16 protein-coding genes are annotated in these 15317 nt (G+C 38.9%); 5 read left to right on the top strand and 11 right to left on the bottom strand.

From position 1 onward, the window contains the following. The first annotated feature begins 169 nt into the window (after positions 1–169). From tpiA to M1F25_RS01260, 4 genes are all read left to right on the top strand, one after another. Positions 170–940 (top strand): triose-phosphate isomerase, encoded by a 771-nt coding sequence (gene tpiA, locus M1F25_RS01275; RefSeq protein WP_036959102.1) that lies wholly within the window; start codon positions 170–172, stop codon positions 938–940. A 425-nt stretch (positions 941–1365) separates the two neighbouring features. Continuing rightward, the gene (locus tag M1F25_RS01270) at positions 1366–2310 is read left to right on the top strand and encodes an OmpG family monomeric porin (RefSeq protein ID WP_140172868.1); all 945 of its coding nucleotides are present in this window, start codon (positions 1366–1368) and stop codon (positions 2308–2310) included. Between the two features lie 425 nt (positions 2311–2735). Continuing rightward, on the top strand, positions 2736–4616 hold the full coding sequence (locus M1F25_RS01265) for a glycoside hydrolase family 3 protein (RefSeq protein WP_181489099.1): 1881 nt from the start codon (positions 2736–2738) through the stop codon (positions 4614–4616). Positions 4617–4739: 123 nt separating this feature from the next. Next, on the top strand, positions 4740–5696 hold the full coding sequence (locus M1F25_RS01260) for an OmpG family monomeric porin (RefSeq protein WP_004265276.1): 957 nt from the start codon (positions 4740–4742) through the stop codon (positions 5694–5696). 242 nt (positions 5697–5938) lie between these two features. Here the strand turns inward: M1F25_RS01260 and M1F25_RS01255 are convergent, their stop codons facing one another. From M1F25_RS01255 to M1F25_RS01220, 8 genes are all read right to left on the bottom strand, one after another. Next, on the bottom strand, positions 5939–6952 hold the full coding sequence (locus tag M1F25_RS01255) for a sulfate ABC transporter substrate-binding protein (RefSeq protein WP_140172872.1): 1014 nt from the start codon (positions 6950–6952) through the stop codon (positions 5939–5941). 184 nt (positions 6953–7136) lie between these two features. Beyond that, the gene (gene pfkA, locus M1F25_RS01250) at positions 7137–8114 is read right to left on the bottom strand and encodes a 6-phosphofructokinase (RefSeq protein ID WP_004265237.1); all 978 of its coding nucleotides are present in this window, start codon (positions 8112–8114) and stop codon (positions 7137–7139) included. A gap of 406 nt (positions 8115–8520) precedes the next feature. After that, the gene (locus M1F25_RS01245; RefSeq protein ID WP_102140623.1) at positions 8521–9465 is read right to left on the bottom strand and encodes a phosphatidate cytidylyltransferase; all 945 of its coding nucleotides are present in this window, start codon (positions 9463–9465) and stop codon (positions 8521–8523) included. Beyond that, a complete protein-coding gene (locus M1F25_RS01240; protein ID WP_140172874.1) occupies positions 9462–10103 on the bottom strand; it encodes a lysophospholipid acyltransferase family protein in 642 nt (213 codons plus the stop codon). The genes M1F25_RS01245 and M1F25_RS01240 overlap by 4 nt, the downstream gene beginning before the upstream one ends. 237 nt (positions 10104–10340) lie before the next feature. Next, on the bottom strand, positions 10341–11093 hold the full coding sequence (locus M1F25_RS01235; protein WP_004907010.1) for a M48 family metallopeptidase: 753 nt from the start codon (positions 11091–11093) through the stop codon (positions 10341–10343). A 219-nt stretch (positions 11094–11312) separates the two neighbouring features. Further along, positions 11313–11894: a HutD family protein gene (locus M1F25_RS01230; RefSeq protein WP_094961882.1), complete on the bottom strand. Its 582-nt coding sequence runs from the start codon at positions 11892–11894 to the stop codon at positions 11313–11315. Between the two features lie 82 nt (positions 11895–11976). Then, positions 11977–12261: an addiction module antidote protein gene (locus tag M1F25_RS01225; protein WP_004265229.1), complete on the bottom strand. Its 285-nt coding sequence runs from the start codon at positions 12259–12261 to the stop codon at positions 11977–11979. Then, entirely contained in the window at positions 12258–12560 is a 303-nt protein-coding gene (locus tag M1F25_RS01220; protein WP_096863599.1) for a type II toxin-antitoxin system RelE/ParE family toxin, read from the bottom strand. The genes M1F25_RS01225 and M1F25_RS01220 overlap by 4 nt, the downstream gene beginning before the upstream one ends. A gap of 305 nt (positions 12561–12865) precedes the next feature. Between M1F25_RS01220 and M1F25_RS01215 the strand changes: the two genes are divergently transcribed. Next, complete coding sequence (locus M1F25_RS01215) at positions 12866–13447, top strand: hypothetical protein (protein ID WP_181489097.1); 582 nt, start codon at positions 12866–12868, stop codon at positions 13445–13447. 34 nt (positions 13448–13481) lie between these two features. Here M1F25_RS01215 and M1F25_RS01210 read toward each other — a convergent pair whose 3' ends face one another. The 3 genes from M1F25_RS01210 to M1F25_RS01200 all read right to left on the bottom strand — a co-directional run bounded on the left by M1F25_RS01210 (position 13482) and on the right by M1F25_RS01200 (position 15317). Beyond that, on the bottom strand, positions 13482–13700 hold the full coding sequence (locus M1F25_RS01210) for an ogr/Delta-like zinc finger family protein (RefSeq protein WP_119246396.1): 219 nt from the start codon (positions 13698–13700) through the stop codon (positions 13482–13484). A gap of 64 nt (positions 13701–13764) precedes the next feature. Further along, on the bottom strand, positions 13765–14874 hold the full coding sequence (locus M1F25_RS01205; protein WP_181489095.1) for a phage late control D family protein: 1110 nt from the start codon (positions 14872–14874) through the stop codon (positions 13765–13767). Then, positions 14871–15317: a phage tail protein gene (locus M1F25_RS01200; protein WP_006812851.1), complete on the bottom strand. Its 447-nt coding sequence runs from the start codon at positions 15315–15317 to the stop codon at positions 14871–14873. Before M1F25_RS01200 ends, M1F25_RS01205 begins: the two co-directional genes overlap by 4 nt.

Genomic DNA, 15317 nt, shown 5'->3' with positions numbered 1-15317 from the left:
GATCACGCTCTAAGAACAAGCATGATGAAAAGCAAAGCTATTATTATCCATTGTTCTTATAATGCAGAAGGTGAATGGCCACAACATTGTCACGTTACGCGTGTAACATAAGCGTGTGATGAATAACTTATTGATTAATCATTCAAACTCTCTGGTTGGAGGAAATAACATGCGACATCCATTGGTAATGGGTAACTGGAAACTAAACGGCAGCACACAGATGGTCAATGACCTCGTCGCTGGCTTGCGTAATGAACTCAGCAGCGTTGATGGCTGTGATGTGGCTATTGCACCACCTGCGATTTATTTGACTCAAGCTAAACATGCGTTAGCAGGTAGCCGTATTGCGTTAGGTGCACAAAACGTTGACGTTAACCTATCAGGTGCATTTACAGGTGAAACCTCTGCTGAAATGTTAAAAGATGTTGGCGCCAAATACATCATTATCGGCCACTCAGAGCGCCGTACTTATCACAACGAAAGTGATGAATTTGTCGCTAAGAAATTTGCTGTCTTAAAAGAACAAGGCCTGATCCCAGTACTGTGTATTGGTGAAACTGAAGCTGAAAATGAAGCGGGTAAAACCGAAGAAGTCTGCGCTCGTCAAATCGATGCCGTATTGAATTCTTTAGGTGCAGAAGCTTTCCAAGGTGCCGTTATCGCTTATGAGCCAATCTGGGCTATCGGTACAGGTAAATCAGCAACACCAGCACAAGCACAAGCAATCCATAAATTTATTCGTACTCATATTGCGAAAAAAGATGCAGCCATTGCTGAACAAGTTATCATCCAATACGGCGGCTCTGTTAATGCCAGCAACGCAGCTGAGCTATTTACCCAGCCAGATATCGATGGTGCCTTAGTGGGTGGCGCTTCTCTGAAAGCTGACGCTTTTGCTGTTATTGTTAAAGCGGCTGCTGAAGCGAAAAAATCTAAATAAGGTTATTTTAATACCTTGAGATTAACCGCCAAATATTGGCGGTTTTTTGTTTTCATTAATTCCAACATGAATAAAATCATCATATTAATATTTTTATTATTCTCATAATTACCAACCATATAATACAATTACCACTTAGTTTTAAATAAAATTAATATTTATTAATTAAATTTAAAACTAACAAATAAACATGTGATTAAAAATCTTAAATAAAATTATAAATAAAAACACACCTTTATACCAACAATAATAAAACTCCCAAAAATAACAACAAGATGCAACTTATTAGATTTTTAATTTATATATACCATTCATCATCTATTAAATAATAACGGTAGACAATCTATAAAAGTTAATACACATTTATCTCTCTAATCGCTCAACTAGATAATTAACATTAATAAAACTCACCCTGAAGGATAAATATGAAATATATAGTTGGTTTAATCTATAGCATCATAATTATATTCCCTACAATTTGTTTCTCTGAATTAAATAATGACTCTTGGCGAGTTAATACCAATATCTATTTGGAAATAGAAGAATATCAAGGACAACGGGATTCATTTAATAATAAAGTCTACGATAAAATCAGCGCCGTTGGGCAACTAAAGCTTTTCAACCCGCAATCTGCCTGGCGCTTTGCTCTTGAACACCGCGAATCTTTAAGGAATCATGGCCGTAACTTCACGACTTCACGGGATTCTTACATTAGAAATCGCACGCAAATTGATGCTATCAAGAAAATGATTAACACCCCAACATCAGACTTAGAGCTTGGTTTTCGTTACAGAAAAGAGTCAAACGATGTCGAACCCAACACCAAAGCACGTTCTTCGAATCGTTTATATGGCTTAACTCCTGCCGGCGAGTACCGTTTCAATGATGATTGGTCTTTTAACTTTTGGCTCTCTTATTTTTATTACAGTAATTATTTCAATGACAGCAGTCATGAAGCAGAAACCGAATTTGGTGTGACCTATAAATATTCAGATGCATTAAAAGCAAAATTCACTGTTTATATTGATAACCAATGGGATAAACATTTCAGCACCCGCTTTTTACAATCACAAGTTCGTGCGTACCTACCCATTACCATTAAACCCAACTGGAAAATCACCCCCTATGCACGTTATTTCTTACAAGAAAATACCTATGATAAAAATAATTATTTAACACAGGAAATTAAAAATGGCTTCCGCATTGGCTCTCTCGTGGAATACCAAGTCACCCCATCACTGACTTTATGGAGTGAGTTTGCCTATGAGCCTTCAACATGGAAATCACCTAAAAAGAATGGAATTACGTCAGGATATGATAATAAACAAACGCTATACCTAAGTAAAATTGGCGTAAAATACCAATGGTAACCTTTGGTTTGCAACTAACTTATTTCTCTTAGAAAAATAAGCCATGTGAAATATCATATGGCTTATCTATTTTAAATTAGAAAACTACTTAAATATAAGAATAAAATATATTAAAAAGTAAATAATTAGTGAAAACATTAATTTTTTACGCTCTACCGTCGATTTAAATACCATTTAATTATAATTTATACTTACGTCACATAACAAAATAATATCAAGTTGAAATTATTCTAGGTTAAAATTAATTATTCTTGATAATTTGCTATTTAATATCAATGAGATAAATAAAGACCCCTTCTCTATCTATTTGTACGCTATTCCTCTTACTCTGAAAGAGAGAATACTATCAACTGTGAGCACTCTCACATCATAAATATATCCAGCCACTTATTATTTTTTGAAAAATAACTTAGGGAAAATGAAAAATGAAGAAATTCACTTTACTTAGTGCTTGTATTTTCAGTGCATTTTCAATGGCTAACCCAATAACACAAGCCCAATTGAATGAATTATGGCAAGACAAACAAAAGTCTGCACAAGAAATAGTAAATAATATGTCCGAGGCTGAGAAAATTGGTCAGCTCTTCATGTTAGATTTCAGATATTGGAATAAAGACAGCCATGGAGAACCCGCTCCTTTTCTCGTTATGAATGATGAAGTTTCTAAGGTTATCAATCAGTACCACCTCGGTTCGGTGATCCTATTTAGAGAAAATCTGATTGATACACCACAAACTGTGGAGTTAATTAATAAACTTCAATCTTCCCGCAGTAACCTTCCACTATTTATTGGTACCGACCAAGAAGGGGGTTATGTCACCCGCTTACGCGTAGGCACCGAAATGCCCGGAAATATGGCATTAGGCGCAGCACGTAACCCAGCCCTTGCAGAGCTAACAGGGATGATCCACGGATATGAACTATCCAGTCTTGGTTTTAATATCAATTTTGGCCCAGTTGTTGATGTTAATAACAACCAAAATAACCCAGTTATTGGGGTACGCTCATACTCAGATGATAAAAATTTAGTTGGCTCTCTGGCCACCAGCTATATTCAAGGCATTCATAAATATAATTTATTGACGTCACTTAAACATTTCCCGGGTCATGGAAATGTCTCTGCTGACTCCCATGTTGATTTACCCGTTGTTAATTCCGACGCGAAAACATGGCGAGACACTGAACTCGTCCCATTCAAATACGCGTTATCTCATGGTGCTGATGCCGTCATGACCGCACATATCATTGTACCAGCACTGGATGACGATAAGATCACCACACTTGCAGGTAAACAAGTTGGCACCCCAGCGACGCTTTCCAAACCTATTTTGCATGGTATTTTACGCGATGAGCTCAACTATGACGGCTTGATAGTGACAGATGCCATGGATATGGGGGCTATTGCTGACAACTTCGATATTAATTGGGCGGTAGAAACCTCGTTACTCGCTGGCTCAGATATTATTCTTATGCCAATTAAAATGTGGGACTCCCAAGCGGTTTCTCGTTTAGATAACATGTACCGCTATTTAGAAACACAAGCAGAGAAAAACCCAGAACTGAAAAAACGTATTGATGAATCCGCAAAACGTGTAGTGCTGAAAAAGCTTCAGCAAGAAATTACAGCACAACCAATAGACTTAGTGAAGGCAGAACAAGTCGTCGCATCAAAAGGCCATAAAGATATTGAAAATATGGTTTCTGAGCAGGCTATCACATTAATTAAAAATGAGAATGTGCTGCCCTATCAATTAAAACCGCTAAATCGAATTTTCATTATTTCTGATGAAAAGCCACGCAATACCTTAATTCAAAAACAGTTAAATGATATCGCACAGGAAACGGGGGTTGCTATTCTTACAGGCGAAAGTGTCGTTAAATTGAATGAAAATACGCTAACTCAAGATGAAGCAAAAAAACTGGTTCAAAACCAAGATTTGGTATTACTGACGACCTATAATTTAAAGGATACGCCAACGAATGCTCAGCTTATCATTGATGCTGCAAACCAACTTAAAACCCCTATTGTTGTTATCTCTTCACGTAACCCCTATGACATCGCATACCTAAACAATGTAAACGCAAATATTGCCATCTACGGTATTACCGGATTTGATATCACCAATAATAACCGCAATTCGTTAGAAACCAATATTCGCAGCGGTTTACGGACATTATTTGCTAACACTCACGGCCAGCCGCTAAACCCACCTCAAGGGTTGCTACCCGTTAATATTAAAAACTCACAAGGTAACAAAGTGCTGTTCCCTTATGGTCATGGTGAAACCTACTCCACAATCAATTAATTACACAACCTATTAATTATTAACAATGATTTAGCCTTTATACCCCACGGTATAAAGGCCAGACACTAACGCCTTGGACTAAGGCATAAAAAATAAAATATACATAAAAATTAAAGGGTTAAAATGAAAACTTCACTGAATGGTTTACTTTTTGTTACTCTCACAGGATTGACAACATCCGTTTTCGCAGCTGATCAGGTCAATAATGATTACTGGCGCGTTTCTTCCAACGTCTATATGGAACTCGAAAAATTTGAAGGACACCATAATACCAGCGGTCGTAAGGTCTACGACAAAACCACGATGGTTGGCCAGCTATTTTTAGCGAATCCTGAATCAAAATGGAGCTTTTTTCTGGAACATAAGGAATCATTAAGAAGCTACAACCACAATTTCTCAACATCCAAAGATTCTTTTATTCGTAATCGTACGCAAATTGGCGCTACTCGGAAAATGTATGCGAGCGATATTGGTCAGTTCAATTTGAATGTCACCTATCGTAAGGAATCAAATGACTCCGCACCGGGCACACAGGCACGGCCATCGAATACTATGTTTTGGTTAATGCCTAGCGGGACATACAATTTCAATGATAAGTGGGCATTTAACTTTTGGGATGCAGTTTATCACTACGATAATTTCCATGCCCCCAATAGTTATGAGTGGGAATCCGAACACGGACTTGTTTATAAGGTCAACGACTCTGCAACCGCCAAAGTCTATCTATACACCGATTGGACATGGGATAAAGACTTTAATAAGACATGGGAACAAAACCAAATTCGCGGTTATTTTCCTATCACGTTAAACCAGGATTGGAGCGTAATGCCTTATTTTCGCTATTATTTAAATGAACATAACTACGATAGCAACAAACGTACAACTCAGAAAGTTAAAGACGGCTACCGTGTCGGAACACAGGTTTTTTATAACTTAACACCAAAACTAACGCTATGGGGCGGCTTCGCGGTTGAACCTAGTACTTGGGAAAACCCAAAAAATGCAGGTATCACCTCTGGTGGCAATAACCGTCAAACATTTTATCTTGGCCAGTTAGGTGTCAAATACCAGTGGCAATAAATTAACCTCATTCCTAGTCTGCCCCTCACAGGCTAGGAATAATACCCCATTTTAATCCTGTTTTTATTATCCCCGCCCTTAACTATCATTACTCAAAATATTTATTACACCTAAGATAATACTCTAAATAGTTCAAATTGTAGGTAGGCGGCAAACAAACGAGGCCCTAGGAGCATACACCAGTATGTGACTAGGGCGAGTGCGTGCAGCCAACACCCCTACAAATTGAAATATGACGAGTATTAGCGTTGAATGATTTCGTCGAACACCCCTCCATTAGCAAAATGGGTTGCTTGCGCGGCTTGCCAGCCGCCAAAGCTGCCATCAACCGTCAGCAGTTTTAGTTCAGGAAACTGTTGTTGATATTTTTTGGCCACTTCGCTATTTCGTGGGCGATAGTAGTTTTTAGCTGCAATTTCCTGCCCTTGCGCAGAATAGAGGTGCTCTAGATAAGCTTCTGCAACCGCCCTGCGGTCACGTTTATCGACGGTTTTATCGACAACAGCGACGGTTGGCTCAGCGAGAATCGAAATACTTGGCGTCACAATTTCAAACTGTCCGCTTTCCCCTAACTCATTTATGGCTAATAACGCTTCATTTTCCCAAGCAATTAATACATCGCCGATACCACGTTCAACAAAACTATTGGTTGCGCCGCGAGCCCCCGAATCGAGTACTTCCACATTTTTATAGAGCTGTTTAACGAATTGTTTCGCTTTTTCAGGGTTTTGCTGATTTTTATCTAACGCATAGCCCCATGCTGCTAAGTAATTCCAACGTGCTCCGCCGGAGGTCTTTGGGTTTGGTGTCACCACGGAAACGTCTTTGCGGACTAAGTCGTCCCAATCTTTGATATTTTTCGGGTTATCTTTACGAACGAGAAAGACGATAGTCGATGTATAAGGAGCTGAATTATCGGGGAGCTTTTTTATCCAATTTTTATCTATACGGCCACTTTGTGCTATAGCATCAACATCATAGGCTAAAGCTAAGGTAACAACATCGGCTTCTAATCCATTCACCACTGATATGGCTTGCTTACCTGAGCCACCATGAGATTGCCGAACGGTAACGGTATCGCCCGTTTTCTTTTTCCAATAATTACTGAACTCCTGATTATATTGCTGATAAAACTCACGAGTCGGATCATAAGACACATTCAACAATTGAATGTTTTTCGCCCAAGCCCCTGTCGCTAACAGCAATAGCAATGCTGTCGTGAATTGTGATTTTTTTACCTGCCATGAACGTGTCATTTGCCTTCCCTCATTAAATTTGTGATAAGGAGGAGGCTGACAGATAGCATCAATTACGGGAAATAATTAAAAAGAAAAACTTATAAGAATGAGGAATATATGAACAAAGTATTATCTGGAATACAGGATCAAACCTGCATAGCGGGAAATCACTATGCAGGAGAGATTTGCAATTATAGAGGGATTAGTACAGCTTCTTCGCCGTATCAAACCAATCCTTCTTAAAGACGCGCTTCATATTCATAACCGCATCAATAATGTCATGATGGACTAATTTTTCATTTTGAATACCAACACAGCGCCCGCCGTAGCCTTCCAACAGAAGTTGAATAGAATAAGCCCCCATGCGTGATGCTAAAATACGGTCATAAGCAACTGGGGAACCACCACGTTGGATATGACCAAGAACCGTTGCACGGGTTTCGTGGTGTGTTTCCTGCTCAATATATTTCGCTAATTCACCCACATCACAAACGTGTTCGGTAATAGCAACAATCGCATGGCGTTTGCCTTTTTCAATACCACGTTTGATTTCTGATAATAGTTCTTCGCGGTCAAAAGCCATTTCCTGCTCAGGTAACACTAAGAACTCACAGCCCCCAGCAATCGCAGCAGATAGCGTTAAATCACCACAGTAACGTCCCATCACTTCAACAATAGAAATACGTTTATGGGACGTCGAGGTATCGCGAAGGCGGTCAATAGCCTCAACAACCGTTTCAAGTGCAGTGAAATAACCGATGGTATAGTCTGTGCCAGCAACGTCATTATCAATCGTTCCCGGTAATCCAATACATGGGAAACCAGCTTCCGTCAGTGCTTTAGCCCCCAAATAAGAACCGTCACCACCAATAACAACTAATGCGTCAATATGGTTTTTCTTCAGATTATCGAATGCGACAGCACGCACTTTTTCATCACGGAATTGTGGAAAACGAGCTGAGCCTAAGAAGGTACCACCACGGTTAATCATATCTGACACGCTATACCGGTCTAATTGCTTCATGCGGTTTTCATATAGGCCAAGGTAACCGTCAAAAATACCCATGACTTCTAAACCTTCACCTAATGCCGCGCGAACCACACCGCGGATCGCTGCATTCATGCCTGGCGCGTCACCACCACTCGTTAAAACCCCAATTCTTTTAATCTGCTTGACCATGATGACCTCTGATTAATGAACATAAAATTGCAAATCGATAAAACCGTTACGCTGCTAATCTTTTTAACGCTAATTACGCTGGCTTACTAGTGCTGAATTGATTCACCTAGCAGCATAATACGGCAAAGAGTGAATTATGCATCTGCTTTCCATCAAGCTTTTATGTTTTATTGTGATCCAGTTTACATAATTCTAGCCGATCACCCCAATAGGTAAATCTTTCAATGCAAAAAAAGCCCTAGAGTACCAACTAAAGCGAATTACCCTAGTTGAATCTTAGTTTGAAATAAAAATTAAGTATTAATGATAACACTTAAATTCCTTCGATGCTGTACCTATAAAACAAAAGAAAAGCACCATTTTGGTGCTCTTTTGATTAACGAACAAAAACGAAAATAAAATGGGATTATGTATAGTAATAACGCGTTAAATGGAAAAAAATAGGCGCAGCAAAACACAATGAGTCAATGCGATCCAGCATGCCCCCATGTCCTTCAATAATCGCCCCAAAATCTTTAATGCCACTATCACGCTTAATGGCTGACATACATAACCCTCCCACAAACCCCATAATGGTAATCGCTAATGACATCAGTCCCGCAACCCACCAGCTAAACGGGGTTACCCAGTAAAGACAAACACCAATGAGTACTGAAGATAATACTCCGCCAATAAAACCTTCAATTGTCTTATTTGGGCTCAACTTAGGCACAATAGGCCGCTTACCCATTAACTTGCCAAAAACATACTGCAACACATCTGAAATTTGCGTCACAATAATCAAGAAAAGTAATAATTTTACGTTTTCGCCTTCATAGCCTTGAATATTCAACATCAATAACGCAGGGACGTGGCTTAAACAAAAAACAGCCACCAACATTCCCCACTGAATTTTTGCAGTGCGTTCAAGAAAATGAAAGGTATCTCCAGCTAAAGCAATACGGGTAGGCAAGAAAAGGAATACAAAAACAGGTACGAAAATTGAAAATAACCCATACCATTCAATACCAACCAAGACATATTGCAATGGAATAAAAACAAAGAAGCACCAAAATAATGCCTCATGGTCACTTCGCCGTGTTGGCGTTAAGGTAATAAACTCTCTGAGTGCAAAGAACGATATCAGTGCGAATAAGATCACGACACCTATATTGCCAAGCACCACAGCAAGTACACAAATAATGCACATAACCCACCATGCGCGGATACGAGCATTCAAATTATCAATGGTTGGGTTACTTTTTTCACCTGAATAACGATATGCAAGAATACCACCAATAACACTAGCAAATACTAGTATCCCAAACACACCTGACAACAATAATACTAATTCCCTGTCCCCAATATTCATGGCATTAGCTCCTCAAGTGCTTCTTTGGCTCGCTGCAAAAAGTCGATTTTATTTTCATTCTCCATAATAGGCTCCAGAGGCTTACCAACGATAGCTGAGCAAATCACAGGCACAACAAGCTTTGACCCCTTCGGTAATACACGATTTAAATTTTCCAAATAGACTGGAACAACTTCAACATCAGGGTATTTTTTCGCGAGATGGTAGAGCCCACTTTTAAATTGACTTAGCGTTTCCCCATCTCCACGCGTACCCTCAGGAAAAAATATTAATGAATGCTTTGACTCTAATACTGATTCTAAAGGAGCTAATGTATTATTTTGTGCAGGCTTATCGCCTTTTCTATCGACTAATACAGCGCGAAAAACCTTATTAACTAAATAACGCCGAAATGGTGTCTTAACCCAATAATCTTTAGCGGCAACAGGGTGAACAAAATGGCGCATTAACGGCGGCAACCCAGACCAAATAACCAAACCATCAAGATGGCTTGAATGATTGGCATAATAAATACGTGTGGTCATTGAAGGTTGGCACCCTACCCAACGAGTGCGAACACCCGTTAATAAACGGCAGGTTCCCGATAACAGCATGCCCATTCCCTTAGCTAAAAGAGAAATTCTCTGCACTTTTTCCATCTTTTTTCCTTGCTAACGTTTTATCAAACGAAAATTTGCAAAATTACGAAAAGACCTGAATATCGTTTAATTAACAAGATAGAGAGTCGGTTACAGGAGCACAACGGGATAAGTTCTGATTTGCAATATAAGAAAAGTAATATTGAGATAAATAGCAGGAAATACGTGATTGGTGTAGCAATATATCATCATATTACTACACCAAAATAACACTCAACTAACGTCAATAATTAAATATTATTTTTTGTCAGCGGCAATACGGTCACGGATGTTTTGTGCACGTTCGCTTGATGGTGGGTGAGAGTCAAACATGCTTGTCTCGCCGCTACCCATTTTCGCTAATTTTTCAAAACCAGTGACTAAACCGTCAGTTTTAACACCACGTTTTTTTAGTAAGTCATAAGAGAAGTTATCTGCTTCGCTTTCTTGGTGTTGAGAAAACTGTGAGTTAATCAGTTTTTCACCCAGAGCTGCAACTTGTGATGCACTCAGTTGTTCTACAACGCCACCCGCTGATGCTGCGGCAGTACGCGCAGCAACTGCCGCATAAGCAACTTGCATTGCTTTACGTGTATGACCTAATGCAACGTGGCCCATTTCATGACCCAGAACGCCTTCAACTTCGTTATCGTTCATCACATCCATCAGGCCGCTATATACACGCACACAACCATTTGCCATTGCCCATGCGTTGACATCGCTAGTCAGATAAACTTTATAGTTTACTGGAGTACCATCAACTTCGTTACCCAGCGCTTTTGCAATTTTGTCTAAGCGTTTCGCATACTTGCTAGACGCTGGAGCAATTTTGTTTTGCGCATCCATTTCTTTACAAGATTGGTCACTTAATTGTTTAACATCAGAGTCAGTCAGTGTCGCAGCTTGGAATAATTGCATGCCTGAGTTAGTCAACATCCCTTGGTCTAAATTTTTACAACCCGTTAAAATGACAGCAGAAACAGCAACTGCCACAAGCGCTTTCATCTTCATAGAACATTTTCCTTTAGTATATAGGTATTATTTTTTAACAACGCTAAAGACTATAAATTCTGCGAAAAATAACAATAGGAATAAAGCCATAATTATCTAATATATGAATTTGATAACGTTTTGACTAAAATTGCAAAATAGACAGAATATTATTCCAATAATAAGTACTATATAAGCTTCATACAAATAGTACTTAAATTTAGAGTGAAAAAATTCTAACTATTTAATAAATAACTCAATAATGCAAAAATCATTTTCTGTATTTTGCTCAATAGTAAATTGTAGATTCTCTCGATTTTCTTTGATTAGTAGAGTCTCGAATGGTTTTAAATAAAAGCAATCTGAATTAATAGTCACCCCCAAATTAGGGGTAATATTAAAAATTAAGATCTCACTTGCTCCACTGACCCAAGAGTTAATAAGCGCAGTATTCACCCATTGTAAACGGGCTTGATATTTTTCAGGATTATAGATGACATTAAAATCACGAATTGCACCTTGGATAAGCTCCGCATAAACCTCACTTTCCCCATTAAAAGCAAAAAACTCTTTTTGCTTTAACGTCACCGCAGGGTTCTTATCCACATGTAAAATAAATCCTTCCCCTTCCAATACTCCAATAATACGTTGTCGATTTTGGAAAAACGAAAATGCTCCCGCCGCTTTAACATCTGCAATAGACACTCGCCAATCAAAATCATCTAAACCTTCACCATGACTGCGTGCCAATTCAAGTGTCGACCCTTGGCCATTTTTCCAAGGCATATTGCGATAATCTTGTGTCGTTAATATCTGAGTCATAAAGTGAACCCTACTTTGGTGGATACGTTATTTTTATAGTGAGCTTAGCTAATGGCTAGCCTAATCATAGATAAGCTATTTTTTAGATACTCTTAAACTGTAGCTTTAATCCGAGAGAATTAACGATTTTTATAATCGTCATAAATGTTGGATTTCCCTGTCCTGATAGCGCCTTATATAAACCTTCACGACTCATTCCAACTTCTTTAGCTAATTGGCTCATATTTCTTGCCTTCGCAATATCACCAAGTGCAGCGAGAACTAGACTAGGGTCACCTTCTTCTAGAATTTCGTTTAGATACATTTGTATTTCTTCTTCACTGTTTAAATACTCAGCGATATCAAATTCTTTTAATTTAGTATTCATAGTTCCCCCTCAACTTCACCAAAAAGAAGTTTAGCTTTATGGATATCCTTCTGCTGCGTTGCCTTTGTCCCACCACAAAGTAAAATTACAATAACATTGTTTTTCTGCTTTAGATAAACACGATACCCTTGTCCTTCATGTACCCTCAGTTCCGAAAAGCCATCACCAATGGGTTGAACATCACCATAATTTCCATTTTTTAACCGCCTAATTCTCATTAGAATTTTAGTTTTAGCTCGAATATCTCTAAGATTTTTAATCCAACTATCAAAACATTCCGTTGTTAGAACCGTGATCATAAGACTGCTCCTTGTCTTTATGTTTTTATCTTAGCAATCTTCGTTTAGTTGTCAACTATAGTTAACAAACATGAATAAAAGACTAGTTTAGAAATAAAAAAAAAGCCCCTAACAGGGGCTATAAAAGACAGGGATGGTGTTCATTATATAGGCGTAATGCATTGTTATATAAAGCCTTATGCTAAACACCGTCCATTGTCCGTCCACATCGACCATTATTGACCAATTAGCCCCTCTTTTTGAGGGGCTTTACTTATCCTCAAAACCGGACTCTAATTTAAGTCCAATTTAATTGAGGACATGTAATGACTAACTTTCTGTCACGTTCAACTAAAAGCATTCTAACTTTTACTTTTCTGTCATTCGCATTTTCAAATCTTGCGTTTTCAGCGAGCTATCTTTCATCTAAAAACGACTGTACAAAACAAAATCACACTTATGCAACCGCAAGCGATGCAATGGAATATTTCAGTGATTTTTACCCAGAAAATAACTCACTTGAAATCATTAGCGAGTCGCCACTAGAGATCAGATTATCATCATCAGCGTATGAGCAAGATAGCCAAAGCCTAAAAGAAACATTAACCAAACGCGCGGTGATTTACGGGATTTATCGCAGCTTAATTAATACCCCAAACAATTCTGTTACTGTTACTTCTTACCTCATTTCAGATAAAAAGAAATTGAGTGGCAGCCCTGAATATACAGTAACAATTACTAAGCCACAGGCATTAGAGATCACTAAAAAATATATTCCTGTAAATAGTCTTGATGACCTGATAGATGAAAGCTGCTCTTTCACTGACCAGTTTAATGAATTGAGATTTGATGACAGTGACAAGAAAGGTTTTGATAAATTCTTTAATGAATTAGTCAATGCAGGTTAATCATTATTGCCCCTCACATTGAGGGGCATATTTTTTATAATGACAAAGAGGCTTGTTGATATTTGTTAGGGTGGGGGTTTACAGCTTCTACAAGTTTAGGTTTAACCACAAATCTTGATACTGATTCATGACTCACAAACGTTGCACCACAATTAATATTCTGGCACTGGTTATAACGTTCTTTGGTTTCTTTTGAGACTTGCTGAGAACTACGGGTATGAGCTGCGTAACCGCAAAGAGGACAATTCATCATGATAATATACCTTTTGTCATGATGTTAATATTGCATACAGTATAACATGTGATTTTATACAGTGTTAATTTTCTTCTCCCGCCATATCGAGATCTGAAACTTTTACCTCAAGCTCTAATGCGCTCATAAATCCACTATCATTAAGTGAATGAACAACCCGCGTTAACGTCCACTCAGCATTATCAATTTCAGGCTTAAACCCGCTCACTATTACCGGCATTTCTGGGTATAAGTCTGCACGCCCTCGCGCAAGCTGAATAGAAAATGAAGCAACTCCGCGTTGAATTTTTTCCCACTGTGCCTTTGCGGCTCTTGCCGCATTTTCTTTAGTCGCATAGGTATGGGATAGCGTCAATACGTTCCCTTGCTCCCCTGCTAAATATTCGCCTTGCTTTTCTTTTGGCTCACTTTTTTTAGCCGGTGTTTTACTGTTGGTTTTTCGCTTTCGCTTCACTGCAACTTCTTTTTTCTTTTTTGGCTCGCGAGTGTCTAACCAGTTTGCAATTACTCCCGTGTATGCCCCACGATCAGCCAAAGAAAAACGATGTCCATCACCGACAGAACGAGTAATAAACATCGTTTGAATTCGTTGCCCCGTCGCAGTTAATCCCTCCCCCTGCCGCATGAATAATAAATTACCATCTTTTACGGCAACAATTGCCCCCTCGGTTTTAGCAACTCTCGTCAGAAATGAACCATCTGACTCATTCGTTTGGTCAATATGGGCTAACTTTATTTTATCCAACTTTTCATCTATCACCGGTTTGAGCTTGTTACGCTCCGCAATTGTTCTCACAATATCGCCCAGCGTTTTTTGATGATATGACTGCTCACGCTTGACGTTTAGAGTGTCACGAAAATCAGCACTACGTCCGCGAATAGTCAACTTATCAGGCACACCGCTATGCTCAATTTCATCAACCGTGAACGTACCTTTATAAATTAATGGCTCATTTTTCCAGCCTAAATGAAGTGATAGTGTTTCACCGCGCTTTGGCAATGCTAATTTCCCGTCGCTATCATCCAGTTCAATATCAAGCTGATCGGCTTCAAACCCTCGGTTATCAGTCATTGATAATGACATTAAACGCCCTTGGATTAGCGCATTGATATTTTCACCACCGGCGGCTAGCACAAATGCCGGTGTCGATTCATCCCCCGTAAACATACTCATAATGGCAATGCCCCACGGAGATCGCTCAATTGCTTACTCAAATCACCAAACATCTCACTTAATGATTCGTCTGTCCGTTTCAACTTCAACGTGAAATCTATTTGTCTAGCGGCACCATCATCAAAAAAGTAACTTTTTGATTGTGTGATTTCTTCAATGACAAACATCCCGTAAATTGTGCCGGTTCCATCGATCAGCGACCACGCCTTACCGGTATCTGCCATTAACTCCAAAGCCAATAACGATAACTTACCGCCGGTTAATGATGGAAATAACGAACCACTTAACGAAATATCATCACTATCAGGACCAATAAACTGGAATGCAGGTCGCTTGCCGACGCGGTTATTAAATCCGTATCGGTATTTTTTATTAATCTGCATCATTTGATAGGGCGTTGTTCGCAAATGAAAAATAAATACGCCTAGTGCTGCCATTGCCAT

This window comes from Providencia sp. PROV109 (assembly GCF_033681625.1).
Taxonomy (GTDB): Bacteria; Pseudomonadota; Gammaproteobacteria; order Enterobacterales; family Enterobacteriaceae; genus Providencia; species Providencia hangzhouensis.
Note: the sequence above shows the minus strand (reverse complement) of the source record. Positions and strands in the feature narration are given on the sequence as shown.